The organism is Polymorphobacter sp. PAMC 29334 (assembly GCF_019431245.1).
In the GTDB taxonomy this organism is placed as follows: domain Bacteria; phylum Pseudomonadota; class Alphaproteobacteria; order Sphingomonadales; family Sphingomonadaceae; genus Polymorphobacter_B; species Polymorphobacter_B megasporae.
In genome coordinates this window covers 286,401-310,275 of the sequence record NZ_CP080243.1, presented here as the reverse complement: position 1 = coordinate 310,275, position 23,875 = coordinate 286,401, and the positions used below count along the sequence as shown (strand labels likewise).

General features: G+C 66.9%; 25 protein-coding genes. 16 read left to right on the top strand and 9 right to left on the bottom strand.

The features are described from left to right. Nucleotides 1-156 precede the first annotated feature (156 nt). From KZX46_RS05300 to cysQ, 4 genes are all read left to right on the top strand, one after another. Nucleotides 157-567: a hypothetical protein gene (locus tag KZX46_RS05300; RefSeq protein WP_219775770.1), complete on the top strand. Its 411-nt coding sequence runs from the start codon at nucleotides 157-159 to the stop codon at nucleotides 565-567. Nucleotides 568-689: 122 nt separating this feature from the next. Further along, nucleotides 690-1,262: a nitroreductase gene (locus KZX46_RS05295; protein ID WP_219775769.1), complete on the top strand. Its 573-nt coding sequence runs from the start codon at nucleotides 690-692 to the stop codon at nucleotides 1,260-1,262. Nucleotides 1,263-1,324: 62 nt separating this feature from the next. Continuing rightward, entirely contained in the window at nucleotides 1,325-1,672 is a 348-nt protein-coding gene (locus tag KZX46_RS05290; RefSeq protein WP_216709439.1) for a GntR family transcriptional regulator, read from the top strand. Further along, entirely contained in the window at nucleotides 1,665-2,480 is an 816-nt protein-coding gene (cysQ, locus tag KZX46_RS05285; protein ID WP_219775768.1) for a 3'(2'),5'-bisphosphate nucleotidase CysQ, read from the top strand. Before KZX46_RS05290 ends, cysQ begins: the two co-directional genes overlap by 8 nt. 15 nt (nucleotides 2,481-2,495) lie before the next feature. On the opposite strand, the gene pdeM is transcribed toward cysQ, so the two are convergent. The 8 genes from pdeM to KZX46_RS05245 all read right to left on the bottom strand — a co-directional run bounded on the left by pdeM (nucleotide 2,496) and on the right by KZX46_RS05245 (nucleotide 8,070). Continuing rightward, nucleotides 2,496-3,161, bottom strand: coding sequence for a ligase-associated DNA damage response endonuclease PdeM (gene pdeM, locus KZX46_RS05280; RefSeq protein WP_219775767.1), 666 nt, complete (start codon nucleotides 3,159-3,161; stop codon nucleotides 2,496-2,498). An 85-nt stretch (nucleotides 3,162-3,246) separates the two neighbouring features. Further along, nucleotides 3,247-4,392 (bottom strand): DUF1501 domain-containing protein, encoded by a 1,146-nt coding sequence (locus KZX46_RS05275; RefSeq protein WP_219775766.1) that lies wholly within the window; start codon nucleotides 4,390-4,392, stop codon nucleotides 3,247-3,249. Nucleotides 4,393-4,396: 4 nt separating this feature from the next. Beyond that, nucleotides 4,397-5,815 (bottom strand): DUF1800 family protein, encoded by a 1,419-nt coding sequence (locus KZX46_RS05270; protein ID WP_226896108.1) that lies wholly within the window; start codon nucleotides 5,813-5,815, stop codon nucleotides 4,397-4,399. 66 nt (nucleotides 5,816-5,881) lie between these two features. Further along, nucleotides 5,882-6,328, bottom strand: a complete 447-nt coding sequence (locus KZX46_RS05265; RefSeq protein ID WP_219775765.1) for a periplasmic heavy metal sensor — start codon at nucleotides 6,326-6,328, stop codon at nucleotides 5,882-5,884. 2 nt (nucleotides 6,329-6,330) lie between these two features. Further along, nucleotides 6,331-6,729, bottom strand: a complete 399-nt coding sequence (locus KZX46_RS05260) for a hypothetical protein (RefSeq protein ID WP_219775764.1) — start codon at nucleotides 6,727-6,729, stop codon at nucleotides 6,331-6,333. Continuing rightward, on the bottom strand, nucleotides 6,726-7,280 hold the full coding sequence (locus KZX46_RS05255) for an RNA polymerase sigma factor (protein ID WP_219775763.1): 555 nt from the start codon (nucleotides 7,278-7,280) through the stop codon (nucleotides 6,726-6,728). The genes KZX46_RS05260 and KZX46_RS05255 overlap by 4 nt, the downstream gene beginning before the upstream one ends. 35 nt (nucleotides 7,281-7,315) lie before the next feature. Beyond that, a complete protein-coding gene (locus tag KZX46_RS05250) occupies nucleotides 7,316-7,753 on the bottom strand; it encodes an EF-hand domain-containing protein (RefSeq protein WP_226896107.1) in 438 nt (145 codons plus the stop codon). Between the two features lie 65 nt (nucleotides 7,754-7,818). After that, nucleotides 7,819-8,070, bottom strand: a complete 252-nt coding sequence (locus KZX46_RS05245) for a GCG_CRPN prefix-to-repeats domain-containing protein (RefSeq protein ID WP_216709432.1) — start codon at nucleotides 8,068-8,070, stop codon at nucleotides 7,819-7,821. 18 nt (nucleotides 8,071-8,088) lie between these two features. Between KZX46_RS05245 and KZX46_RS05240 the strand changes: the two genes are divergently transcribed. Further along, nucleotides 8,089-8,757 carry an AAA family ATPase gene (locus KZX46_RS05240; RefSeq protein WP_226896106.1) on the top strand — a complete coding sequence of 223 codons (669 nt, stop codon included), beginning with the start codon at nucleotides 8,089-8,091 and terminating at the stop codon, nucleotides 8,755-8,757. Nucleotides 8,758-8,880: 123 nt separating this feature from the next. Beyond that, the gene (locus KZX46_RS05235; RefSeq protein WP_219775762.1) at nucleotides 8,881-9,651 is read left to right on the top strand and encodes a LysM domain-containing protein; all 771 of its coding nucleotides are present in this window, start codon (nucleotides 8,881-8,883) and stop codon (nucleotides 9,649-9,651) included. Nucleotides 9,652-9,661: 10 nt separating this feature from the next. On the opposite strand, the gene KZX46_RS05230 is transcribed toward KZX46_RS05235, so the two are convergent. Next, on the bottom strand, nucleotides 9,662-11,761 hold the full coding sequence (locus KZX46_RS05230; RefSeq protein ID WP_219775761.1) for a protein kinase: 2,100 nt from the start codon (nucleotides 11,759-11,761) through the stop codon (nucleotides 9,662-9,664). Between the two features lie 93 nt (nucleotides 11,762-11,854). Here KZX46_RS05230 and KZX46_RS05225 point away from each other — a divergent pair, with 93 nt between their 5' ends. The 10 genes from KZX46_RS05225 (at nucleotide 11,855) to KZX46_RS05180 (ending at nucleotide 23,840) form a co-directional block, all read left to right on the top strand. Further along, complete coding sequence (locus KZX46_RS05225) at nucleotides 11,855-12,982, top strand: ImpA family type VI secretion system protein (RefSeq protein ID WP_219775760.1); 1,128 nt, start codon at nucleotides 11,855-11,857, stop codon at nucleotides 12,980-12,982. Nucleotides 12,983-12,997: 15 nt separating this feature from the next. Then, nucleotides 12,998-13,525 (top strand): type VI secretion system contractile sheath small subunit, encoded by a 528-nt coding sequence (tssB, locus tag KZX46_RS05220; RefSeq protein WP_216709427.1) that lies wholly within the window; start codon nucleotides 12,998-13,000, stop codon nucleotides 13,523-13,525. 3 nt (nucleotides 13,526-13,528) lie between these two features. Further along, nucleotides 13,529-15,016 carry a type VI secretion system contractile sheath large subunit gene (gene tssC / locus KZX46_RS05215; RefSeq protein WP_219775759.1) on the top strand — a complete coding sequence of 496 codons (1,488 nt, stop codon included), beginning with the start codon at nucleotides 13,529-13,531 and terminating at the stop codon, nucleotides 15,014-15,016. A gap of 25 nt (nucleotides 15,017-15,041) precedes the next feature. Next, nucleotides 15,042-16,529, top strand: a complete 1,488-nt coding sequence (gene tssC, locus KZX46_RS05210) for a type VI secretion system contractile sheath large subunit (protein WP_219775758.1) — start codon at nucleotides 15,042-15,044, stop codon at nucleotides 16,527-16,529. 12 nt (nucleotides 16,530-16,541) lie between these two features. Next, nucleotides 16,542-17,303, top strand: coding sequence for a type VI secretion system accessory protein TagJ (locus KZX46_RS05205; protein ID WP_219775757.1), 762 nt, complete (start codon nucleotides 16,542-16,544; stop codon nucleotides 17,301-17,303). Beyond that, the gene (tssE, locus tag KZX46_RS05200; protein WP_219775756.1) at nucleotides 17,300-17,731 is read left to right on the top strand and encodes a type VI secretion system baseplate subunit TssE; all 432 of its coding nucleotides are present in this window, start codon (nucleotides 17,300-17,302) and stop codon (nucleotides 17,729-17,731) included. The genes KZX46_RS05205 and tssE overlap by 4 nt, the downstream gene beginning before the upstream one ends. Nucleotides 17,732-17,743: 12 nt before the next feature. Continuing rightward, a complete protein-coding gene (gene tssF, locus KZX46_RS05195) occupies nucleotides 17,744-19,561 on the top strand; it encodes a type VI secretion system baseplate subunit TssF (RefSeq protein ID WP_219775755.1) in 1,818 nt (605 codons plus the stop codon). Next, nucleotides 19,558-20,550 (top strand): type VI secretion system baseplate subunit TssG, encoded by a 993-nt coding sequence (gene tssG / locus KZX46_RS05190; RefSeq protein WP_219775754.1) that lies wholly within the window; start codon nucleotides 19,558-19,560, stop codon nucleotides 20,548-20,550. The genes tssF and tssG overlap by 4 nt, the downstream gene beginning before the upstream one ends. A gap of 82 nt (nucleotides 20,551-20,632) precedes the next feature. After that, a complete protein-coding gene (gene tssH, locus KZX46_RS05185) occupies nucleotides 20,633-23,311 on the top strand; it encodes a type VI secretion system ATPase TssH (protein WP_219775753.1) in 2,679 nt (892 codons plus the stop codon). Nucleotides 23,312-23,351: 40 nt separating this feature from the next. Further along, nucleotides 23,352-23,840 (top strand): type VI secretion system tube protein Hcp, encoded by a 489-nt coding sequence (locus KZX46_RS05180; protein ID WP_216709419.1) that lies wholly within the window; start codon nucleotides 23,352-23,354, stop codon nucleotides 23,838-23,840. Nucleotides 23,841-23,875 lie beyond the last annotated feature (35 nt).

Here is a 23,875-nt window from a genome sequence, read left to right as displayed (position 1 = left end):
CAAGGGGGAGGCGTTAGCGGCACCAGCCGCGCGCGGGTGGAGGTTGGATGTCAACGAGCCGGGGAGAGGCGGCGGCTTGCGCCCCTGAATCGACCGTATGATCGATGGGGCGTGTTCGCGCTTGCGGACCTTTCAACTAGGCGATCTAAGGCGAGCATGGCTTCCTTAATCATCCGGTACGAACCCGATCCTGAAGACGAAGTCGGTAAGCTTTGGTTTGATTTCAGGGCAGACCGCTTCTCGGGTTCGGCGTTTTTCTGGTCGACCCTGTTTGAGTTCCCGGAGATCATCAGCAAGCTGCAATGTTATCCGCTAGGCGATCCAATCAAATGGACTTGGGGCTATGATGAATGCGAAGGAACCAATCTCGTCTTGGGGTTGTCTCTTATGCAGGTTGATCATGCGGGAAAGTTGAGAGCTACAGTAGAAATAGCTGATCTCTATGACACATCACGCCGTCTTACGACTAAGTTCGAGACTGAATATCACGCTCTGGATATTCTGCGTGGCGGGCTGAATCTGGTAGTGTCGCAGCGTGCCGGAGAAGCATTGCTCTCCGGGCATTGAGATATGCTTCTCTATCCTCTCGCCTGACTTCTAAAGGCATAAGTCAGCACTCAACCGCTTCGGTCGCTCTCCTTTTACCCGCAGTCTAGGAACCGAGCGCGGACTCGGCTACCAGCCCTTGCATGCTCAACGACCGCTCCACCCCCCTCGCCCTCCTCGCCACGCGGCGGTCGGGGAAGCCGCGTGACATGGTCGCGCCGGGGCCCGACGACCCCCAACTGGCCGAGATCCTGCGCATCGCCGCGCGCGTCCCCGACCACGGCAAGCTCGCCCCGTGGCGCTTCGTCACCGTCGCCGTCGACCGTCGCGACGCGTTCGGCGAGATGCTCGTCGCGGCGTATCTGCTCGGCCGCCCAGAGGCGCGGCCCGCCGAGCTCGACGAAATCCGCGGCTTCGCGCAGCAGGCTCCCGCACTCGTCGTGGTACTGTCGCGCGTCGACACCTCGAGCAAGATTCCGGCTTGGGAGCAGGAGCTTTCGGCGGGGGCGGCGTGCGCGCTGCTCGAAACCGCAGCGACCGCGATGGGCTTCGTCTCGGGCTGGCTGACCGGCTGGGCGGCGTATTCGGAGGCGGTGATCGCCAGCCTCGGCGCGCCGGGCGACCGGATCGCCGGGTTCTTCTTCATCGGCTCGCCCGCGCGTGACCTCGACGAGCGGCCGCGTCCCGATATGGCCGATATCCTTCACGCGTGGTGAAGCACGCCCGGTAATCGACCGATAAGGTTGACGCCCGGGTGTTCTAGGACGATACCACAGTCATGTGGCAGGGCGACCGACCCATTTATCTCCAGATCCGCGATCTAATCATCGCCCGGATCATCGACAGCGAGACCGGCACGCAGGCCCCCCTGCCGTCGGTGCGCGCGCTCGCGACCGAGCTCGACGTCAACCCGCTGACCGTCGCCAAGGCGTATCAGGAACTCCGCTCGTCGGGGCTCGTCGCGGCGCGCAAGGGCGTCGGCCTGTATATCGAGCCGGGCGCGGCGGCGGCGCTGCTCGCGTCCGAGCGCGCGGCGTTCATGGCGACCGACTGGCCGCGCATCCGCCGCCGGATCGACCGGCTCGGCCTGTCGGCGGCCGACCTGTTCGCGACGCAGGATGCGTAAGTCGCTGCCTGTCTCCACGATGCTGACCCGCTCCGAACTCATCGACGCCCTCGCTCCCGTCATGCGCGCCGCCGGCCGCCTGATCGAGGAGGTCCGCGAGGCGGGGTTCGAGACTCGCGGCAAGTCCGACGCGTCGCCGGTGACCGAGGCCGACGAGCGCGCCGAATTGCTGATCACCGCCGCGCTCGCCGCCGCCGACCCCGACACCCCGATCGTCGGCGAGGAGGCGCACGCCGCCGGCCACCGCCCGCCGCCATGCGGGCGTTTCTGGCTGATCGACCCGCTCGACGGGACGCGCGATTTCATCGCCGGGCGCGCGGCGTATTCGGTCAACATCGGGCTGATCGAGCATGGCCGCCCGGTGCTCGGCCTCGTCCTCAGCCCGCGCGACGGCGTGCTGTGGGCGGGCGCGGAGGGACATGGCGCGTTCCGGCAGGACCCCGGCGAGGACCGCGTGGCGATCGCGACGCGGCTATGCGTGGTGCCACCGGTCGTCGTCGTCAGCCACAGCCATCTCGACGACGAGACCCGCGATTACCTGTCGCGGCTCGGCATGGTCGCGCTCGAACCCGCCGGATCGAGCCTGAAGTTCTGCCGCCTGGCCGAGGGGAGCGCCGACGTCTATCCGCGCTACGGCCCGACGATGGAGTGGGATACCGCTGCGGGGCACGCGATCCTGCTGGCGGCAGGGGGGGCGATGCACAGTCCGGGGGGGACCGACTTTGCTTATGGCAAGCCGGGGTATCTCAACAGCGGCTTCCTCGCGGTCGGCGATGCGGGAACATTCGACCGGCTGCCGCCGCTGTAATCCCGGTCGGGCGCGCTAAGCCGCGACCTGAAAACGCAACAGCTTCGCCTTTGTCGCGACGAGCGCCGACAGCGGCCCACCGATCGCGCGGGCAAACGCCGGGTCGGTGACGTCGAGCCCGCCGGTCAGCGCCCCATATGCCGGCAGCACGAGCTTGCTCGGCGTCATCGCAAAGCACCGCCGCACGATCCGCCGCCCGCGCAGCGTCAGCCGCAGCTTGGGATGGTAATGCCCTGAAATCTCGGGCGCGGGATCGCGGGTCGCCTCGTGGCGCAGATTGATACCGTCGATCGCCGCCTCGACCATCACCCGCCCACCGAGCACGCCCGCGCTCGCGTCGTCGTGATTGCCGGTGATCCACACCCAGTCGAGGTCGCGAGTCAGCCGCCGCAGCGTGTCGCGCGCCGCGACCGGCAGACGCGCCGCCCCGCCGGTGTCGTGGAAACTGTCGCCGAGGCACCACAATTGCGTCGCCCCGGTCGCCTCGACCGCGTCGATCAGGCAGGCGAGGGTGTCGAAGCTGTCGTACGGCGGCAGGAACTGTCCGTGGACACCGTAAAAGCTCGCCTTTTCGAGGTGGAGATCGGCGACGAGCAATGCATTGCGCGCGGGCCAGTACAACGCTCCGCACGGCTGGGGCACGTACGTTGCGCCTGCGAACGAAAGGGAAACGGCGGGCATCGGCGCGGTATGCGTCAAGCGGGGGGCAGGGTGCAAGGGCGGTGTGCGCTGGCGGGCGTCTGGCCCGGGCGTGCCTGCGATCGACCTAAGCCCGGATCAACCCAGCCATCGGTCGCGCGCTCGTCGCCTGCGCGAACAGCCCGCGCCCGACGCGCTCGGGATCGAGCGCGAGGCTCTCGGCAGCAGCCCCGGCGATCAGCGCGTCGAGCGCGGTCGTCGGGCGTAGGTCACGCGCCTGGTAAAGACTGCCATTCGCCAACCCCGGCCAGGCGGCGACGACCCGTCCGCCCTTGACCGCGCCGCCGACGAGCATCGCCACCGAACCGGTGCCGTGGTCGGTGCCGCCGGTGCCGTTGACCGCCGCGGTGCGCCCGAATTCGGTTGCGACGAGCACGGTCGTCGTGCCCCATGCCGCGCCCAACCCATCGCGCATTGCTGCCAGCATCGCATCGAGGTTCTTGAGCTGGTTGGCGAGGCGACCCTTCTGTGCGCTGTGCGTATCCCAGCCGAGCGTCTCGAGCATGGCGATGCGCGGGCCGGCGGGCTTGGTCAGGAAGCTGGCGGTCAGGCGGCCGAGGCTGGCGGGGTCCTGCCCGGCGGCGGCATCGGCGGCGAGGCCCTTGGTCTCGAGCGCCGCCTGCCAGACAGGGTGGAACTGCGGGTCGGCATCGTACAGCGCGGTGACGCGCGCCATCAGGTCGTCGGCGGCGTGCGGCAGCGCGGACGGCGCGAACGATGCGACCTGCACCGAGCCGCGCAGCGCGGCAGGCACCGTCGACGCGATCGCAATCGCCTCGTCGCTCGCGCGCGGCAGCATCGCCACCAGCCGATTGAGCCAGCCGTCGCGCACCGCATAAGGCTGGGTGCCGCCGGTTTCGAGGACGTTCTGCCCGTCGAAATGCGAGCGGTCGCGATATGGCGAGGCGACGGCGTGGACGAACAGCGCCTGACCCTGGCCGTACATCCGGCCGACCTCGACGAGCGACGGGTGGAGCGTGAACATCGCGTCGAGCCTCGTGCCCGCGGCATCGCCGATCAGCCCGCCGCGCAGGGCGGCAAATGCCGGGTCGCCGGTCGGGCGCAGGACGTCGAGTCCGTCGGCCGCGCCGCGCTGGATGATGAAGACGAAGCGGCGCTCGGTCGGCACGGTGGCGAGCGCGAGGCTGGGACTGACGAACAATGCGCCCGCGCCGAACGCGGCGGCGGATAGCAATTGGCGGCGAGCGATCATCGGATCATCTCCTCAGGAAATCGGGCGAGACCAGCATCAGCGCGATCGCGCCGGCCGGGCTTTCGGAACGGGCGATCTGGCTGGCAGTCGCGGCGCTGAGTGCGGGCATGATCTTTGGCGCGATCACCCGCGCATCGACCCTCTCGCCGAGCGGGGCGGCAAGCCGCTGCGCGATTTCCACCCGGCGCAACAGCGCGTCGGATCCGGCCCAGCTCGCCGCGACATCATCCCAGCCTGCAGGCGCTCCCGGCTTCCACACCCGCTGGCCGAGCTGGGTCTGTAACGTCGCGATCTGGATGTCACCGATCGCGCGATGGCCGACGCCGCGGAGCGACGAGATCGTCCACTCCCACGGTGTCTTGAACTTGGCGGCAGTCGGCAGCCATGGCTCGGGCGAGGCGATCAGTGTGCGGTACACGTCCGGCATATGCCCCTTGCTGCTCGTGAAGCTGTCGGCCAGCCGGGCGACCAGCGCCGGCGGCGGCTCGTCACCCGCGAAATGGCGGGCGAGCTTGGTCGCGATGTGAGTTGCGGTCGCCGGCGCATGGGCGAAGTCGAGCAACGCCGCCCGCGCCTGTCCTTCGCCGTCCTGCGGGTAACGCTTGTCGAGGATCGTGCGAACGCCCGGTTCGTGCTGCGCCGGGCGAAAGGCAAACCGATCGGGATCGCCCATCGCCGCCCGGCCGCCGCCGAACCCATCGACCGACCAGCCGGTCATCGCGCGGGCGAATTCGGTGACGTCGGCCTGCGTGTAGCCCGAGCGGACGCCCAGCGTGTGCAGCTCCATGATCTCCCGCGCGAGATTCTCGTTGAGCCCGCGCTTGCGGTCGGGATTGCGCGCGGCGGCAGGGCTGTCGGGGCCGATCGACTGGACCTGGTTGAGGTAGATCAACATCGCGGGATGGTGCTCGACCGCCAGCATCATGTCGGTGAAACTGCCCAGCACATGCGGCCGGATCGCGTCGCGCTCGAACGCCGCGGCAAAGGCGGTGACGCGCGGATTGTCGGCCGAGACACAGAAATGGTTCGACCAGAAATGCACCATCCGCTCGACGAACGGCGCCTCGGTCGCGAGCGCGCTTTCGGCGCGAGCCTGAACGCCAGCGCGATACAGCTCCTGCACGTCCTGGCGGAAATCCTTGCGCTCGGTCTTCAGCCCGGCCTTGGCGTCCGCCGCGCCTTCGGGTGCAGGTGTCGCCTGAATTGCGAGACGGCGGTTCGCCTGCTGCGCCTCGCGATACTGCGCCACAGCCTTTCCAGCGTCTTCGAGAGCAGCAAACCCGGCGGGTCGGACATCGAAATGTGTGAACTGCTCAATTAGCCAGCGCTGCGGATCGCTCGGCAGCGCTTCGTCAGGACGTGCGCCGAGCCCGAAGCGGTTCAGCGCGATGGCGGCAGGGGACGGGCCGGTTGGCTGGGACACTGGGAAGTACCTCGGCGTGATCTACTATCAATTGAACGCGCATCGGCGGCGTTTCCGTCGCGGCCTTTATTCAGCGGCAGGCGGAGCCCGCTCGGCCCGCCGCGTCATCGCGGCGGCGAGCGTCGCCCGGTCGGCGAGCGGCAGCGTCGCGGCATAGGCAACCGCCCGCCGCTCGACTGCGGCGCGGACCGCGATGTCGGCGACACGTGCCCGATCGAGTGCGGCGTTGACCGCGGCCTGATCGACGTCTGGTTGCCGCAATAGCCCTGCCGCCTCGGCCTTCGCCGCCCGGCTCACGACGATCGTCGGGCGCATCGATCGGCGGGCATCGCGCAACGCCATGCGGAAAGGCCTCCGCTCGGCGCTGGGGAGCTCAGCCCCGGCGACGCGCAGCGACCCGGCGTTGATCATCGGCCCGCCGGTGCGGAGCGACACCAGCCCCGCGACCAACGCGCCTGACAGAAACAGGTTGAGGACCACCGAGACAGCAAGCGCGATGCGGATTCTGCTCACGATCAGCTCTCCTGCCTGCCGACGTCGCCGAACGATGTCGCGCCGCCCGACGCATCGATCGGCGGCATTATGGCGACTGCCGCGGTGCCTGCCGCCGCCCCGGCCAGCGCCGCAGCGATCCCGACGCCCGACCACCAGAGACGTGCCCGGCGGACCAAGTCGCGTGACGGCGCAGGGGCGCTACCGAGCACGCGTTCGCGCAGCGCGGTGGAGGCGGCGGGGACCGTCCACGCGTCGAGCGCCTCGTCGAGCTCCAGCGCCGACGCGAGGATACCGCCCGCTTCAGGCTCGGCAGCGATCTGCATCGCCGCAGCACGTTCGGACTCGGGCCAGCGTGCAACGACGCCGCCATAAGCGTCGGCCAGCGCCGCGAAGCGCTCAAGCGTCATCGATATGGTCATGCCTCACCCTCCTGCAATCCGCCGAGCCTTGCACGCAAGGTGCGCCGCCCGCGGGCGAGCAGCGATTCGAGTGCCTCGACGCTGAGCTCGAGCGCCGCCGCCGCCTCGGCGCCCGACAAATCCTGATAATGGACGAGCAAAATTGCTTCGCGCTGCCGCTCGGGCAAAGCGGCGATCGCGCGGGCAACGGCGCTCCCCCGCTCTGCCTCGATCAGCCCGGCTTCGGCATCGGGCGCCGGATCGGGGACGTCCGGCACGGCGTCGCTCGTCGTCACGCGCTTGCGGCGCAGCCGGTCGCGGCAGAGATTGAGGACGACGGTGTGCAGCCAAGTATCGAACCGTGCGCGGCCCGGCTGCCACGCCCCGGCGTTGCGCCAGACGCGAACGAAGGTTTCCTGCGCCACGTCCTCGGCTTCCGCGACGTCGCGGAGCATACGTGTGGCAAGGCTGAGGACACGCGGCAGCTTGGCCGCAACGAACGCGCGCGTCGCCGCCGGCTCGCCGCGACCGACGCGCTCGATCAGTTGCGTGTCGGGATCCCGATCGTCCAACTCCGCTCGATCCTACCATCGCCGCCGGCATGGCGTCATGACTCGGCGCCGTCACCGGCGACGCGCGATTTGTCATGCGCCGCCGCTCGTTCGGCTGGACTCAGGACGCCGTCGCCATTGCTGTCCAGCCGCGCGAAGCGCTTCGCCAGCATGGCATCGATCTCCGCCTTATCGAGCATGCCGTCACCGTTCCGGTCGATCCGGGCAAACCGCTTCGCCGGGTCACCTTTGCCGGCCTTGGCGGCGGCGAGGAACTCGTCCCGGCTGACACGGCCGTCGCCGTCGGTATCGGCGGCCAGCAGCAGCTTGCGTTCGTGCCGCTGAACATATTGCTGGAGCGTCACGCCGGAAGCGGCACCTCCGGCGGGTGCTTGCTGGGCGGCAGGCTGGGCGCACGCGGCGATGGGAATAAGCATCAGCGCAAAGGCCGCGCTGCGAAAAGATAGCACCTTGGTCATGGTCTGGACCTTCAACAGAGTATCACGCTCGACCGCGGACGGACCGCTCGATGAGCGGCCCGTCCGCGGGCAATCGGCCGTTAGCGGTAGCGCCAGCCGCCACGCCACGAATAGCGATGGCCCCAGTAACGATGCCCGTCCCAATAACCGCGGCCGGGATAGAACACGCCGACCCGGACGCCCGGCGCGACAAAGCCCGGGCCGTAATTCGGGCGGCAATAGCCACCGGGGCCGCGGTGCCCGCCCGGGCCACAGCCTTGCGCCGCTTGCGCCGGTGCCACCGCCACCAACGCCGCTCCAGCCGCGATCGCGGCAAGCAGGATAGTCTTCATGATCGTCTCCTCGCGTTCATGCCGGCGACCTCTCTGACCGCCGAACACCCTGTTGAACGTAAGCCCGCGCCGCTTCCGTCGCTCGGCGGGCCCGGCCGTCAAAATAGACATTTGAGCGGACGCGTTGAGCGTGCCAATCAGGGGTGTACAAACCGGCGCATGATCCTTGACACGCTCGGCTGCCGCATCTGCATCATGGGGCCGTCGGGCAGCGGGAAGTCCACCCTGGCGACGGCCATCGGGCGATCGCGCGGACTGCCGCCGATTTACCTCGATCAGCTTTACCATCGCCCTGATACCAACTGGCAGCCGCGCCCGGCCGAAGAATTTACCGCATTGCATGACGAAGCGCTCCTCGGCGCGCGCTGGGTCATGGACGGTAATTATTCGCGATCGTTGCCGCAGCGATTGGCGCGCGCGACGGGCGTCATCCTCCTCGACGTGCCGGTGATGACCAGCCTCCTGCGGTATCTGCGCAGGGCGTGGTTCGAACGCGACCGGCACGGCGGGCTGGAAGGCGGCCGGGACAGCGCGAGATGGGCCATGATCCATCACATCGCCGTCGTCGCGCCGCACAGCCGCCGACGCTATGCCGAGATGTTCGGCGGAATCGGCTTGCCAAAGGTCAGTTTGGTAACGACGCAGGAGTTAACCCGCTTCTACCGGCTGGAGGGGCTCGACCGGTGAGGTCGCGCGCATTATTTCGCCAAATCGCACGTTGGATCGTTTTACAGCCACAACGGTTGTCATCGTGACGGCTGACGGTGTTTTCCAACCGCGCCGGCGGGCAAATGGGCAAGGGAGCGATCGATGGTAAGGAAAATGGGCAGCCGAACTGCGGTCCTGGCATTCGTGGCGGCAATCGGCATCGCGGGCTGTCAGAGCAAATCTCCGCCACCAGCGGTCGCTCCCGCGCCACCGCCGGCCCCGACGCCCGTGGCGGCGCCCCCGGCACCCGCGCCGATATCGCTGACCCGCAAACAGCGAATCGCCAATGCGCTGATCGCGCTTAACAATGGGCAGGTCGCTGCGGCTCGCGTCGGGATCGTCGATATGTTGGCGCAGACCCCGGGTGATCCGGTCGCGAGCGATCTGCTGCGCCAGATCGACACCGATCCCAAGGTGCTGTTGGGCGAGCGGAGCTTCGCCTACGAAATTCATCGGCACGAGACCTTGTCGATGATCGCCCACCGGTTTCTGGGCAATTCCAACCGCTTCTGGGCACTCGCCCGTTACAATAATATCGCCGTGCCATCGAGCGCCGGGGCGGGACAGGTCATCCAGGTGCCTGGAACTGCTCCGGTCAGGGCAGCGCCGCGCATCGTCAAGCCAGCGCCGTCCGACTCGGCGTCGGCACCCGCGACAGCGACTCCTGAGCGTGGACCCGGCGGGTCGCCGACGGCCGCCGATATCGCATCGGCAAACCGCCTGCGCGGCGCGGGTCTCGACGAGATGGCACGGGGGTCGATCGACAAGGCGGTCGGCCTGCTCGAACGCGCGTCAGCCCTTAATCCGCAGGATGGCGCTATTCAGGGTGACCTCGCCCGAGCGCGGAAGATCCAGGCGACCCTGCGCCACTGATCGACACCACCTAGCGCCGCGCGGGACCGATCAACGTGTCCTGATTGTCATCGTCATCGTCGTCGAAGTCCGGCGATGACGGTGGCTCAGGTGCTTTGACGACCGTCGTCGTCGGCTTGGCGTTCGGGGCCAGACCGATTTGCGTCCGGTCCGCGGCCTCGTCCCACAAAGACGCGTCGTCGGCCGTGGATTCAGGCTGTAGCTCGGGCTCCGGCTCAGGTTCTGGAGCCGGCGGAGGAGCGGGCTCGGAAATCGCGGCGGGCTCCGGCAGCGGAGGCACGATCTCCTCCACCAGCGCCTCGGGAACGGCGTGCGGCTCGGCCGGCTCGGGAGAAATGCTCTCGACCGGCGTAACTGCCGGCTCGACCGGCTGTTCTTCGGGCTCGGGTGAAGTCGGTGCCACTGCTGCGACCGCGATGGCAGGTGCGACTGCGGCTGGCGGATTGACCGTGGCCGCCGGCGCGCTGACCGGCGTGTCGAGCGCGAGATGCTCGACCGATTCGATCCGTTCCTGCAGCGCGTTGGCAGCGAGATTGAAGCTGTCGAACAATTCGCCGAACTCATCGCGCCGGGTGTGCGAAATGCGGAAGTCGAGATTACCGCCCGCGACCTCGAGCAGCGCCGATTTCGTCCGGCGAAGCGGGACCGCCAGCGCGCGCGCGCCGAAATAGCTGGTGAGCGCCACGCCGCCGACGGTGGTCAGCCCGAGAAAGGCGAGGAGGACCTGCGCCAGCCGGGCGGCAGCTTCGAGACTGGCCTTACTGACCTCGACGTCGACTTGCCCGAAGCTGCGTCCGGCATACGTGATCGGGCGGACAAAGCGGAACACGCCGGGGCCGCCAGCGACATCTTGCGACAGGACTGTCAGTCCCTCCCGTCGCGAAATGACTTCGCCGGAGTGCGGCGCGGAATACGGCTTGCCCGCCATTGCTGCGTCGCTCGACGCGTGGACGATGCCATCGGCGCCGACGACGACGATGCGCCGGATCGTCGGGTCGTCGCTGGCGCTGCGGACGAAGGCCTCGACCGCGAGCCAGTCCTGTTGCGCCCCCGGCAGCGTCGCATTCTCGACCGCCCGGAGAGCGGCATTGCTCGCGACGAACGACGAAATCGCGTCACCCGACGCCAGAGCAACATTCTCCATCGCGGCATATTGGCGCGTGAGCACGGTCCAGATCGCGGCGCCAAGCAGCAGCGCGGTGATGACCGCAAGCATCACCGGCAGGCGGACCTGGATCGGCAGATAGGCGTGCCGCGCCCCGGCCTCGGCCCCAACTGCGGTCAGCGCGGCGAGTTCCTTGCGCATCGCCTCGGCAAGCTGCCGCCCATCGGCAAAGCGCATTCCGGGCTGCTTCGACAACAGCTTGGAGACGATGAACTGGAGCCCGCCGGGGGTCGACGGTGCGATCGTCGCCAGCGCATCGGGGTCGCCCTGGACGATCTGGATCGCCAGCGTTGCCGAGCTGCCGCCCTGGAAGGCGCGCCGTCCGGACAGCATTTCGTACAGCACCGTGCCGACCGAAAACAGGTCGCTGCGGCCGTCGATCGCGCCGCCGAGCGCCTGTTCGGGGCTCATGTACCGGGGGGTGCCGAGCACCTGACCCGCCTGCGTTCGGACGCTTTCGGCTTCGAACAGCATATCGCCGACGCGGGCGATGCCGAAATCGAGCAGTTTGACCGAGTGGCCGTCGGGCGCGACGATGATGTTCGACGGCTTGATGTCGCGGTGGACGACGCGCTGCGAGTGGGCGAAGGCGAGGGCGTCGGCGAGCTGGATGCCAATACGCAGCGTCGTGATCGGGTCGAGTGCGCCGTCCTGCAGAACCTGGTCGAGCGGGCGGCCCTCAAGCAGTTCCATCACGATGTACGGCGTGCCATCGGCTTCGCCGACGTCGTAGATCGTGACAATATTCGGGTGGCTCAGCGCACCGGCGGCCTTCGCCTCGCGCAGGAAGCGGTCGGCATATTGCCGGTCGCGCAGGAATTCCGCCTTGAGCAGCTTGACCGCAAGCGGCCGTGCGATTTGGGGATCGAACGCGCGATAGACGTCGGCCATCGCGCCTTCGCCGATCCGACCTTCGATTCGGTAGCGACCAACGATTTCAAGCACGATGAACGCCCCTGTCAGACGTGCTGTTGCGCGCCTTGCACGGGCTTTTAGGACAGAATAGTAAGGCATCGCAATGGTGTCGGGGAAACATTGGTGATCGACCGGATCGAGACCGACACGCTGCTCGTACCATTCGCTGGCTCGCCCGCCGGCGACAGCGTGCGTGAAGGCGGACCCGGCTCCGACCTTTATCTTCGCATTAAGGATGAGCGCGCTACGGCTCGAATCGCCGAGCGCGAGGCGAGCAACGCCGAAAGCGACAGCGACCCGCTTCGTGCCGGGCTGATTCACTGGTCGAACCTCGCCGACGGCGCGACGACCCTGCTCACCGAACATACCAAGGACCTCGAAGTCGCGGCGTGGCTGACCGAGGCGCTGCTGCGCACCGGCGGCGTCGCGGGTCTCGGCGACGGCTTCGTTCTCCTCGACGGTTTGATCACGGCGTTCTGGGACGACGGCCTGTGGCCGGCGGCCGATGAAGACGGTGACGAAACCCGGCTTGGCGCGCTGTTCGGGCTGTTCGGCCGCGGCGGCACGGGCACGTTGCTCCAGCCGCTCAAACTTGTCCCGCTATCGGATCGCGGCGGGGTCGCGGTGACCCTGTGGTCGGCGGAAGTCGCGTTCGCCCCGCCGACGTCGCGCAGCCCTGACGAGGACGTGCAGGCGCTCGCCGATAAGCGGCGGACCGAATTGCTCGACGCAGTGACGAACGGAATTGCGCGGTCGCCGCGGCCGTTCCTGCTCGCGCTGCGCCACGATCTCGATCGCGCGGCGACCGCGCTCGAACAGTTGATGCAGACCATCGACCGGGTGAGCACTGTCGGCCGCTTCGGCTCACAGATCGGTGAGCCGCTCGCGACGGCGATCAAACTGCTCGACGATAATGCCGGGAATGTCTTCGCCACCACGTCGATCGAGACGGCGGCCGCGTCGCCGGTCCACGGCGAACCCGCTGCCGCCGGTACGACTGCGCTGCCCAGCAGCAATTCGCCGCTGTCGCGCGACGGTGCGCTCAACCAGATCCTGACGCTGGCGGATCACTTCGAACGCAGCGAACCGCAGTCGCCGATTGGGCTGTCGTTGCGCGAAGTTGTCCGTCGCGCACGCATGCCGCTGGAAGATCTGCTTTCGGAATTGCTTCCTGATCCGGGCATGCGCACACTTTTTTTGCAACGGGCAGGTATTCGATCGGCAACTTCAGACGTTGAGCAGATGGAATGATTTTCGGAGGGCACCATGGATAGCGTTCACGACAAGCTGAAGAAGGTTCGCAAGCCGCGCGTTCACATCACGTATGACGTCGAGACCGAGGGCGCGGTCGAGGTCAAGGAACTGCCGTTCGTCGTCGGCGTGATGGGCGATTTTTCGGGCGATCCGACCGAGCCGCTGGCTCCGTTGAAGGATCGCAAGTTCATCCAGATCGACCGCGACAATTTCGATCAGGTGCTCCGCCGGATGGCGCCGGGCCTCCAGTATCGGGTCGAGAATACCCTTGCCGCCGACGGGTCGGAGATGGTGGTCAATCTCAAGTTCGAGTCGATCGAGGACTTCGAGCCGGGCCGGGTCATCGAGCAGGTCAAGCCGCTCAAGCATCTGCTCGAGACGCGCAACAAGTTGCGTGACCTGATGACCAAGGCGGATGGTTCGGAACAACTGGAAAATCTGCTCGAATCGATCCTCAAGGACCAGTCGAACCTTGACCGATTGAAGCGTGAGCTTGATCCTTCTGCCGAGACGCCGACCACCCCAAGCAAGGAGGCTTGAGCCATGGCTAGCCGGTATCAGGCCGACCCGCGGGCAAATACTGTTCAGGAGGGAGCGAGCGTCCTCGATCAGGTCATCGGTGCGACCAAGCAGACCGAGGCATCCGAAGTCACGGAGCTTCTTCGCGCGCTGACCGACGAGGCGACGGCGGGAACGGTGACGTTCTCGAAGAACCTCATGGTCACGATGCGCGACGCGATCGCGAAGCTCGACCAGATGATGTCGAAGCAGCTCGCCGAGGTCATGCATCACGAGAAGTTCAAGGCGCTTGAAGGGTCATGGCGCGGGATCCATTACCTCGTCCAGAACAGCCTGACCGGACGCGACCTCAAGATTCGCGTGATCAATGCCTCAAAGCGTGATCTTGCACGCGACCTGTCGAAGGCGGTAGAGTTCGACCAGTCGACGCTATTCAAGAAGATCTATGAGAACGAGTTCGGCACGCCCGGCGGCGAACCGTACAGCGTGCTCGTCGGCGACTATTATTTCGGCAACGGGCAGGAAGACATCGAGCTGCTGCGCAACCTGTCGGGCGTCGCGGCGGGTGCGTTCGCTCCGTTCGTGTCGGCGGCTGCGCCGAGCATGTTCGGCTTCGACAGCTTCGAGGAATTGTCCCAGCCGCGCGACCTGTCGGACAAGTTCCAGGCGACCGAGTTCAGCAAGTGGCGCAACTTCCGCGACACCGATGACAGCCGCTTTGTCACGCTGACGATGCCGCGCGTGCTCGCGCGCCAGCCGTATGGCGAGACGACGAAGGCGGTCGACGAGTTCGGTTATGAGGAGGCACCGTTCGATGCGAACGGCGCGCCCAAGCCGATGAAGCACGGCGACTATTGCTGGATGAACGCGGCGTATGCGCTCGCCCAGCGGATGACCAATGCCTATTCGGAGTCGGGCTGGACCACCGCGATCCGTGGCGCCGAGGGCGGCGGAAAGGTGTCGAACCTTCCGACCCACCTGTTCCAGTCGGACGACGGCGATATGTCGGAACAGTGCCCGACCGAGATCGCGATCACGTCGCGGCGCGAAAAGGAACTGAGCGATCTCGGCTTCCTGCCGCTGTCGCATTATAAGAACACCGATTACGCGGTGTTCTTCGGTGCCCAAACGACGCAGCGGCCGAAGAAGTTCGATCGTCCCGAAGCCACTGAGAACGCAGCGATTTCGGCGCGCTTGCCGTACATCATGGCGACATCGCGGTTCGCGCATTATCTGAAGGTCATGGCGCGCGACAAGATTGGCTCGTTCATGGAAGTCGAGGACGTGTCGATCTGGCTCAACCGCTGGATCCTCAACTACGTCAACGCTGCCGAGGGCGGGGGTCAGGAAATTCGCGCCAAGTTCCCACTGCGCGAAGCCCGCGTCGAGGTAACGGCGGTGCCGGGGTCGCCGGGGAGCTACAACGCCGTCGCCTATCTCCGTCCGTGGTTGCAGATGGAGGAATTGACGGCGTCGCTCCGGCTCGTCGCGCGCATCCCGAAGAAGGCGTAGCGCCGGAAAGACCGAGGGAAGACGAGTGCTCGCCGCGAGCCAAGCCGATCCGGTCGCGGCGGAGCCTTTCGATCTCGATTTCGTCACGCGCCTCGGGCGTGGCGCGATCGCGAGCGAGGCGATCGCTGACTTCGTCGCGGCGACGGCCGGCGACGCTATCGGGCTGTGGTTCGGCGAGGACGCCCCGGTGTCGGCGCGGTTGTTGCGACTCAGGCTCGACCGCGCCATCGCGGCGATCGACGCGGCACTGTCGGCAGCGGTCGTCGCACTGATCGGCCACTCGCGCTTCCGCGCGCTCGAATCGGCGTGGCGCGGCGTCGCTTGGCTGACGCAAAGCCTGATGCCCGACAACATGACCCAGTTGCGCCTGCTCGATGTGCGCTGGCACGAACTGGCACGCGACCTCGAGCGGGCACCGGAGTTCGATCGCAGCGCGCTGTTCCTCAAGGTTTATGAGGATGAATTCGGGACGCCCGGCGGGACGCCATACTCGCTGCTGATCTCGCTCCACGAAGTCCGCCATCGTCCGGCAGCGGGGCATCCGGTCGACGACATCGCCACCCTCCGCCACCTGTCGACAGTTGCCGCCGCGGCATTCGCGCCGATTATCCTCAACGCGGCCCCGGCGTTGTTCGCCGCCGACACCCACGCCGACCTCGACCTGCGGCGCTCGGTATCGGCGCTGTTCCGCCAGCTCGAATACGGCCGCCTCCAGGCGCTGCAGCGTCACCCCGACACGCGCTTCCTCGGCCTCGTCGCGCCGCGCATCATCGTGCGCGCGCCGTGGGACCGGGCGAGCCTGCCCGACCTCGCCTTCCGCTACACCGGCAACGACCGGGCGCTGACGGCGGGTGGTTCGCTGGCGGTCGCGCATGTCGCGATGCGCGCGTTCAACGACCATCGCTGGCCAGCGTCGATCACCGGCACGGTTCGCGACGAACTCGGCGGTGGCTTGATCACCGGACTTCCAGAAATGTCGTTCGACACCGACCGGCGCGGCGTCGCGATCCAGCCGCCGATCGAGGTCAATGTGTCGGACACGATCGACCGCGAGCTCAACGACGCAGGGATTATCGCCATCCGTTGCGTCCGCGATACGCCGTGGCTCGCGGTGTATAGCCTGCCCTCGATGCACCGGTCGGAGGCGGTCTATCACCTCGAAGCCGCCCGCGCGAACGACCGGCTGAGCAGTATGCTCAGCTACATGCTCTGCGTTGCCCGCTTCGCCCATTATATCAAGGTGATCGGCCGCGACATGATCGGCTCGATGCAATCCGCGAGCGAGGTCGAGGCGCGGCTCCAGCGCTGGCTCAATACCTATACGACCACCGGCGACCGGCTCAGCGCCGAGATGCAGGCGCGCTACCCGCTCGAGGAAGCGCGCATCCGCGTCGTCGACGCGCCCGAGCGCCCCGGTGCGCTCGAATGCTCGGTCTGGCTGCGCCCGCATTTCCAGATCGATCAGGCGGTGTCGGAATTCCACCTTGTCACCGTCGTGGCCCAGCCCGGATAAGAAAGAACAGCGATGAGCATCAGTGACAGCCTCCGCGACGGCGATCTCGACGCGGCGCGTGCCGCCTCGATCGAAGCCGTCCGCGCCAATCCGGGGAGCGCGCGCGATCGCCTCGCGCTCGCCGAAGTGCTGATCGCCCTTGGCGACTTCGAACGCGCCGACACCCACCTCGACGCGGCGCAGAACCTCGACACGAGCTTCGCCCTCGTCGTCGCTCTCGGGCGCCAGCTGATCCGCGCGGCGACGTGGCGGAACGAGACGTTCACCGCCGGCCGCCCGCCCGAACTCGTCACAGCGCGGACTCCGGCCGTCGATGCCGCGCTAGCGGCCATCCTCGCGGCGCGCAGCGGAGGAGAACCGGCGGTCGAGGGCGATGAGCCTATGATCACCGGGACAATCGACGACCGGTCGTTCTCCGGATGGCGCGACGGCGACGATCGGACTGCGGGCGTCCTCGAAGTGCTGACCTCGACAGGCAATTACGTCTGGGTGCCGTTCGAGCATGTTCGCGGCATCCGCTGGCTGCCGGTCGAGCGGCTGCGCGATACGATCTGGCGGCCCGCCGAACTCGAAGTCGCCGATGGTCCGACCGGCGTCGTCTACCTGCCCGTGATCTACCACGCCGGGTCCGAGCAGACGCCGCAGCAGCGACTCGGTCGCGAGACCGACTGGCTCGATGGCGCGATCGTTCGCGGCCTCGGGCTGCGGACGTGGCTGATCGGCGATGAGGCGGTTAGCCCCGGCGACTTTGCCCAGTTGACGGTTACGGCGTGAGCGGCGGATCGGTCCTCGACCGGCTCTCGGAGGTGGTTCCGGGCCGCGCCGTCACGGCGCAGCGCGAGGGCATCCGCCGCGATATCGAGGCGCTGCTCAACACCCGCCGCCGCATGTTGACCAGCCCCGTCGAACTCGACGAACTCGAAGGCTCGCTGCTCGATTACGGGCTCGATGATTTCACCCACGAATCGCAAATGTCCGAAGGGTTTCGCGACGAATTCGTCGAGAGCGTCGAGCGCCTCGTCCGTCGCTTCGAGCCGCGGCTGACGCGCTTCGCGGTGACGATCGTGCCCGACCAGGATCAGCTCGACCGGACGCTGCGCTTCCGCATCACCGGGCTGGTGACGCTTAGCGGCGTGGCGCAAGAGATGCAGTTCGACAGCCATGTCGACCCAGTGCGCGGCCATTTCGTGGTCAGGCCATAGCCGGAGTCCGCGATGTTCGAAGACCTGCTGCCCTATTATAACGCCGAGCTTCGCTTCATGCGCGAGATGGCGGGTGAGTTTGCGAAGACGAATCCCAAGATCGCCGGGCGGCTGCGGCTATCGTCGAACGCGATCGAGGATCCGCATGTCGGGCGGATGATCGAGGCATTTGCCTTTCTCGCCGCGCGGACCCGTCTGAAGTTGGACGACGACTTTCCCGAACTGACCCATTCGATGCTCGGTATCCTCCAGCCGCATACGCTCGCGGTGTTCCCGTCGATGTCGATCGCCGAGATCGCGCCGACGGCGGGTCTGCAGCACGAGGTCGTGCTGCCGGCCGGCAGCGAGATCGCCACCGAGCCGGTCAATGGCGAGCCGGTCCGCTATCGGACGACGTACCCGGTGTCGGTCTGGCCGATCGCTTTGACCGGCGCGCGGGTATCGGGGCTGCCGCTCGCGGCGCCGCGTAATCCGCGCGCGGCAGCCGCCGCCAGCGTTCTCCGGCTCAGCCTCGCGTGCACCGAACCCGACGCGACGTTCGGCAAGCTCGGGCTCGACACGCTCCGGGTCCACCTCCATGCCGAGGCGCGGGTGGCGAACATCCTGTACGAGCTGATCCTCGGCGGGACGGTGTCGATCGCGCTCGCCGATTCAGCCGCGGACCCCAATCCGGTGATCCTGCCGGCAAGCTCGATTCGCAGCGTCGGTTTCGCCGATGAGGACGTATCGGTGCCGCTGCCGCCTGCTGCCGAGCCGGCCCTCGCGCTGGTCGGCGAGTATTTCGCCTTTCCCGACAAGTTCATGTTCTTCGACCTGACCGGATTGTCGGCGAAGACGCTGCGCGATGGTGGCTCGACGATGGAGGTATTTCTCTATTTCGATCGCTTCGATCCCCCTCTCGAACGGCTGGTGACCAAGGATCGCTTCCGCCTGTTCTGCACCCCCGTCATCAACCTGTTTCGCGACCGGGCCGAGCCGATCCGGCTGACCCCGGGGCGGTTCGATCACCGCATCGTCCCCGATGCGCGGCGCGAGAGCGTGATCGAGGTGCATTCGGTCGACACCGTCACCGTCACCGACCGGACGGGCAAGGTCCAGCCGTTCCAGCCGTTCTTCGGCATCGGACGACCGCGCGCGGGGGCCGACCTGCGCTATTGGCACACCGCGCGACGCGCCAATCCGCGCGCCGACGGCGGCGACGATGTCTTCATCTCGATGATCGATACCGCCGGCCTGCCGGTCGCCGACGCCGAGCTGGTCGCGTCGATCGAACTGACCTGCACCAACCGCGAACTGCCGCGCGCGCTGCCGTTCGGCGAGGGGCGGCCGCGGCTGACGATCGTCGGCGCGCCCGACACCGTCGGCACCGCCAGCTTCCTCATCTCGCCGACCGATCCGCTGCGCGCGCGGCGCGGTCGCGGCGAATTGTGGCGGCTGATCAGCCACATGTCGCTCGCGCACATGAGCGTTGCGGACCCTGAAGTTTCGCTCGCGGTGGTCAAGGAATTGCTCGCGCTGCACGATCACAGCGACGCCTCGGCGGGCCGCGTTGTGGTCGAGCGGCTGACCGCGGTCGAGGGAACCCCGACGACGGCGCGCGCCCCGGCGGCGGGGCATGTCGTCTTCCTCCACGGCACCGACCTGCGGATCGAATTCGACGACAAGCGGCTGTCGGGGACCGGAACCTTCCTGCTCGGGGCGGTGCTGGCGAACGTCTTCCGCTCGATGGCGGCGATCAACACCTTCAGCCGGACATCGCTCTGGCTGCGTGGCGAGCGGCGGCCATGGCAGCAGTGGGCGGCGCACACCGGAACGCGGCAGATCATTTGACCGCCGATCCCGACATCGTCGAGTTCTTCGAATTCGTCCGGGAACGGCTCGAGGCGGCGCGGCGCGAAGGCACGCACGCGGCGACGATCGGGGGCGACGATTCGCCGGTGCACGAGGCGGTGCGGTTCACCACCGCTGTCGGGCAGCGGCATTTCGCCGACGAGGTCGCCAATATCGCCGGTGCCGACGGCACGACGTCGGTGACGGTCGCCTTCATGGGCCTGACCGGGCCGAGCGGGGTCCTCCCCGACCATTATACCGAGCGCGTGGTCGACGAGCGGCGTGAGCGCAACTTTGCGTTCGGGGAGTTCCTCGACATTTTCAACCACCGCGCGCTGAGCCATTTCTGGCGGGCGTGGGCGAAATACCGGTTGCCGATCGCGTTCGAAAGCGATGGCGGCAGGCTCGACGACAGCTTCAGCCGCGCGCTCAAGTCACTTGCAGGGCTTGGCGTTGCGAACGAGCCCGTCAGGGACGAGGCGTGGCTGTCGATGACCGGTGCGATGTCGCGGCGCGTGCGGTCGAGCGGCGCGCTGCGACGGATCGTCGAGGGCATCTACGGCCTCCCCGTCGAGATACTCGAACTTCGCGGACGTTGGGTCGATCTCGCACCGTCCGAGCAAACCCGGCTGGGAGCCGGCTTGGCCGACGACGGCGCGTTCGCAACGCTGGCACAGGATGCTGTCGCCGGTGCCGCGATCTGGGACGTTGTCAGCCGTTTTCGTGTCCGCGTCGGGCCGCTCGATTTCGAAGACTTCCAGAAGTTTTTCGCCGGGACCACCCGGGCGGAGATCACCGACACAATCCGCCGCGCGGTCGGCGGTAACATCGACTTCACGATCCAGCTGGTCTTGCGCGGCGATGCGGTGCCGCAACTCCGCCTCGATGATGCGGCGGTCCCCGCGGCGCTTGGCCAGTCGACGTGGCTGCTGGCTGGCCCAGCTACGGGCGATCGGGACGAAGCGGTCCTTAACAGCGGCGGATATTAAATATCATGCGATTGGACCTTTGGCGGATCGTGAGCGTTCGATAGGGAACGTGGGGTGAGTTCCGCGCCGTTGGTGGAACTCGATGAAATCATTCGCTGCGGCCAATCGGTCGCGGCTGCGGGGGGCAGCGGTGGATATCAAGGCACTCGTAGACCGCTTGGCACCCGAGTCGCGATCGGCGCTCGAGGCAGCCTCGGGTCTGACTCTATCGCGCACCCACTATGACGTTGAGATCGAGCATTGGTTGCTCAAGCTGATCGAAAGCGGCGATCCCGCGATTGGGCGGATCCTGTCGCATTACGAGGTCGATGGCGGGCGCGTGGCTGCCGACCTTGCGGCGACGCTCGACCGGCTCCGCACCGGCAATGCTCGGGCCCCGGCATTATCGCCCCGGCTGGTTCGCTGGATGCGCGAGGCGTGGCTATTCGCCAGCCTGGGCGTTGGTGCCGGGTCGGTCGCTCCGGCGCACCTGCTCGCGTCGCTGATGAACGACGATATGCTCGCGAGTGCGATCCGCGAGAGTTCGAGCGCGCTTCGTCGCATCGATGCGCGGACGCTGACGGAAAACTTCGCGATCATCGCCGCACCCGCGGCCACTGCCGATGCTCCAGCTGACCAGCCCGCCAATCCGGGCAGTGGCGGGACAGCCAGCACCGCGGCACTCGACAAATATTGCATCGACCTCACCGATCGTGCCCGCTCAGGCGGCATCGACCCGGTGCTCGGGCGCGATCCGGAAATCCGTCAGCTGATCGACATCCTCACCCGGCGGCGGCAGAACAACCCGATCCTCACGGGCGAGGCGGGGGTGGGCAAGACTGCTGTGGTCGAAGGGTTCGCGCTGCGGATCGCGGCTGGTGAAGTGCCCGATGTGCTCAAACAGGTTCGCCTGCTTAGTCTCGATCTCGGACTGCTGCAGGCGGGTGCTGGCGTAAAAGGCGAGTTCGAAAACCGGCTCAAGTCGGTCATCTCCGAGGTCAAGGCGTCTCCAACCCCGATCGTGATGTTCATCGACGAGGCGCATACGCTGATCGGAGCGGGGGGTGCCGAGGGTCAGGGTGACGCGGCTAACCTGCTTAAGCCCGCACTTGCGCGCGGCGAAATGCGGACGATCGCGGCGACGACGTGGGCCGAGTACAAGAAGTATTTCGAGAAGGACGCCGCGCTGACCCGTCGCTTCCAAGTTGTCAAGGTCGAGGAGCCCAACGAGGCCGACGCGATCAAGATGGTCCGTGGGCTCGTCGCGACGCTCGAGAAGCATCACAATATCCGCATCCTCGACGAAGCGGTCGACGCCGCCGTGCGCCTGTCGCATCGCTACATCTTCGGGCGGCAGCTGCCCGACAAGGCGATCGCGCTGCTCGACACGGCGTGCGCGCGCGTCGGCATGAGCCAAGCATCGACCCCCGCGTCGATCGAGGCGACCGATCGGCAGCTCGCGGCCCTCGATATCGAGGCGGGCATCCTCGAGCGTGAAACCGCAGGCGGTTATGACCATACGGCGCGGCAGCAGGACATCGTTACGGAACGCGAGGCGGTCGCGGCGAAGCGCGTCGACCTCGTCGCGCGGTGGGACGCCGAGCGGCAACTGGTCGACGACATCGCTGCATTCCGCCGCGATGCCGAAGGCCCGGCGGAAGATGCGGCCGAGGCTGCTGCGACGAGTCCCGACACCATTACACAATTGCGTGCGGCGCGCGCCGAACTGGCCGCGCTTCAGGGCGAAACGCCGCTCGTGCTCGATGTCGTCGACCGGGTGGCGGTGGCCGACGTCGTCGCCGGCTGGACCGGGATCCCGGTCGGCCGGATGGTGGCCGACGAAATCGCCGGCATCATCGATTTCGAAGCGATCATGGCGCAGCGGATCCGCGGCCAGCCGCAGGCGCTCGCCGCGATAGGCAGCGCGATGCGCGCGAACCGCGCCGGTCTGACCGACCCCAACAAGCCGGTCGGCGTCTTCCTGATGGTTGGCCTGTCGGGCGTCGGCAAGACCGAGACGGCGATGGCGCTTGCCGACCGCTTCTACGGCGGTGCCGACAACATGACCGTGATCAACATGAGCGAGTTCAAGGAGGAGCATAAGGTCTCGATGCTCCTCGGCGCACCGCCGGGCTATGTTGGCTACGGCGAGGGCGGGGTATTGACCGAGGCGGTCCGCCGCCGCCCGTTCAGCGTCATCCTGCTCGACGAAATGGAAAAAGCGCACCCCGGGGTGCAGGATGTCTTCTACCAGTTGTTCGACAAGGGCCGGGTCAAGGACGGGCAGGGGCGGGACGTCGATTTCCGCAATGCGATGATCATCATGACGTCGAATGCAGGGTGGGAGGCGATCGAGCCGTTGTGCGCAGATCCCGATATCCCGCCGAGCGTCGAGGCGCTCGAACAGGCGCTGCGGCCGAAGCTGCTCGACCATTTTCGCCCCGCCTTTCTCGGCCGCGTGACGGTCGTGCCGTATCTGCCCCTCCCACCCGCGATCATCCGCGAGATCATCGGCCTCGCGCTGGGGAAGATCGCGCGGCGGCTGGCGGCTGCTTACGGCGCGACGTTCACCTGGAGCGATGCGGTCGTCGACTTGATCGCCGCGCGCTCGACCGAGTCACAAAGTGGCGCGCGCGCGATCGATGGTGTGGTTAACCGGGGTCTTCTGCCGGAATTGTCAACACTGATACTAAATCGTTTGCAGAGCGCAACTAACGTCGCCTTTGTGCGTACTGATGTTGATGATAGAGGTAATTTCCTTTATCGATTCGATGATCAGTGAGTCGTTTGTTTTCAGTCGCAATCTGACATAGGAGTGTAACATGCCAGTTTATTTGAAGCTCGGTTCTTTGCAGGGTGCAGTCACCGCCGGTCCGTACAAGGGCTGGATCGAAATCGATTCGTACAGCTGGGGCTTTTCGGTTGCCGTTCAGACGACCGCCGGTGCCGCTGGCAACCGTATGTCGTCGGGTAAGGTCACGCCGGGCGACGTCCACCTCGTCAAGCGCCAGGACGACACCACGACCCAGTTCATGCTGCAGTCGCTCGAAGGCAAGAACACGCCCGAAGCGCAGCTTGCCGTGACGATCCAGGCGTCGGACGGTGCCGAGGCGAAGTACATCGAATACGTCATGAAGAACGTGATCTGCACGTCGTTCACGACTTCGGGGCAGAGCTCGGGCGGCGAGCCGATGGAGAACATCGCGCTCAACTTCAGCCAGGTCAACTTCAACCAGTTCCTGCGTGACGACACGAACGCCGAGCGCGCGGTTCGCGGCGGTTACGACTTTACGACTGCGAAGAAGGTCTAAACATTTAAGGATGGGTCCGCGGGCGGTGCGTGCAT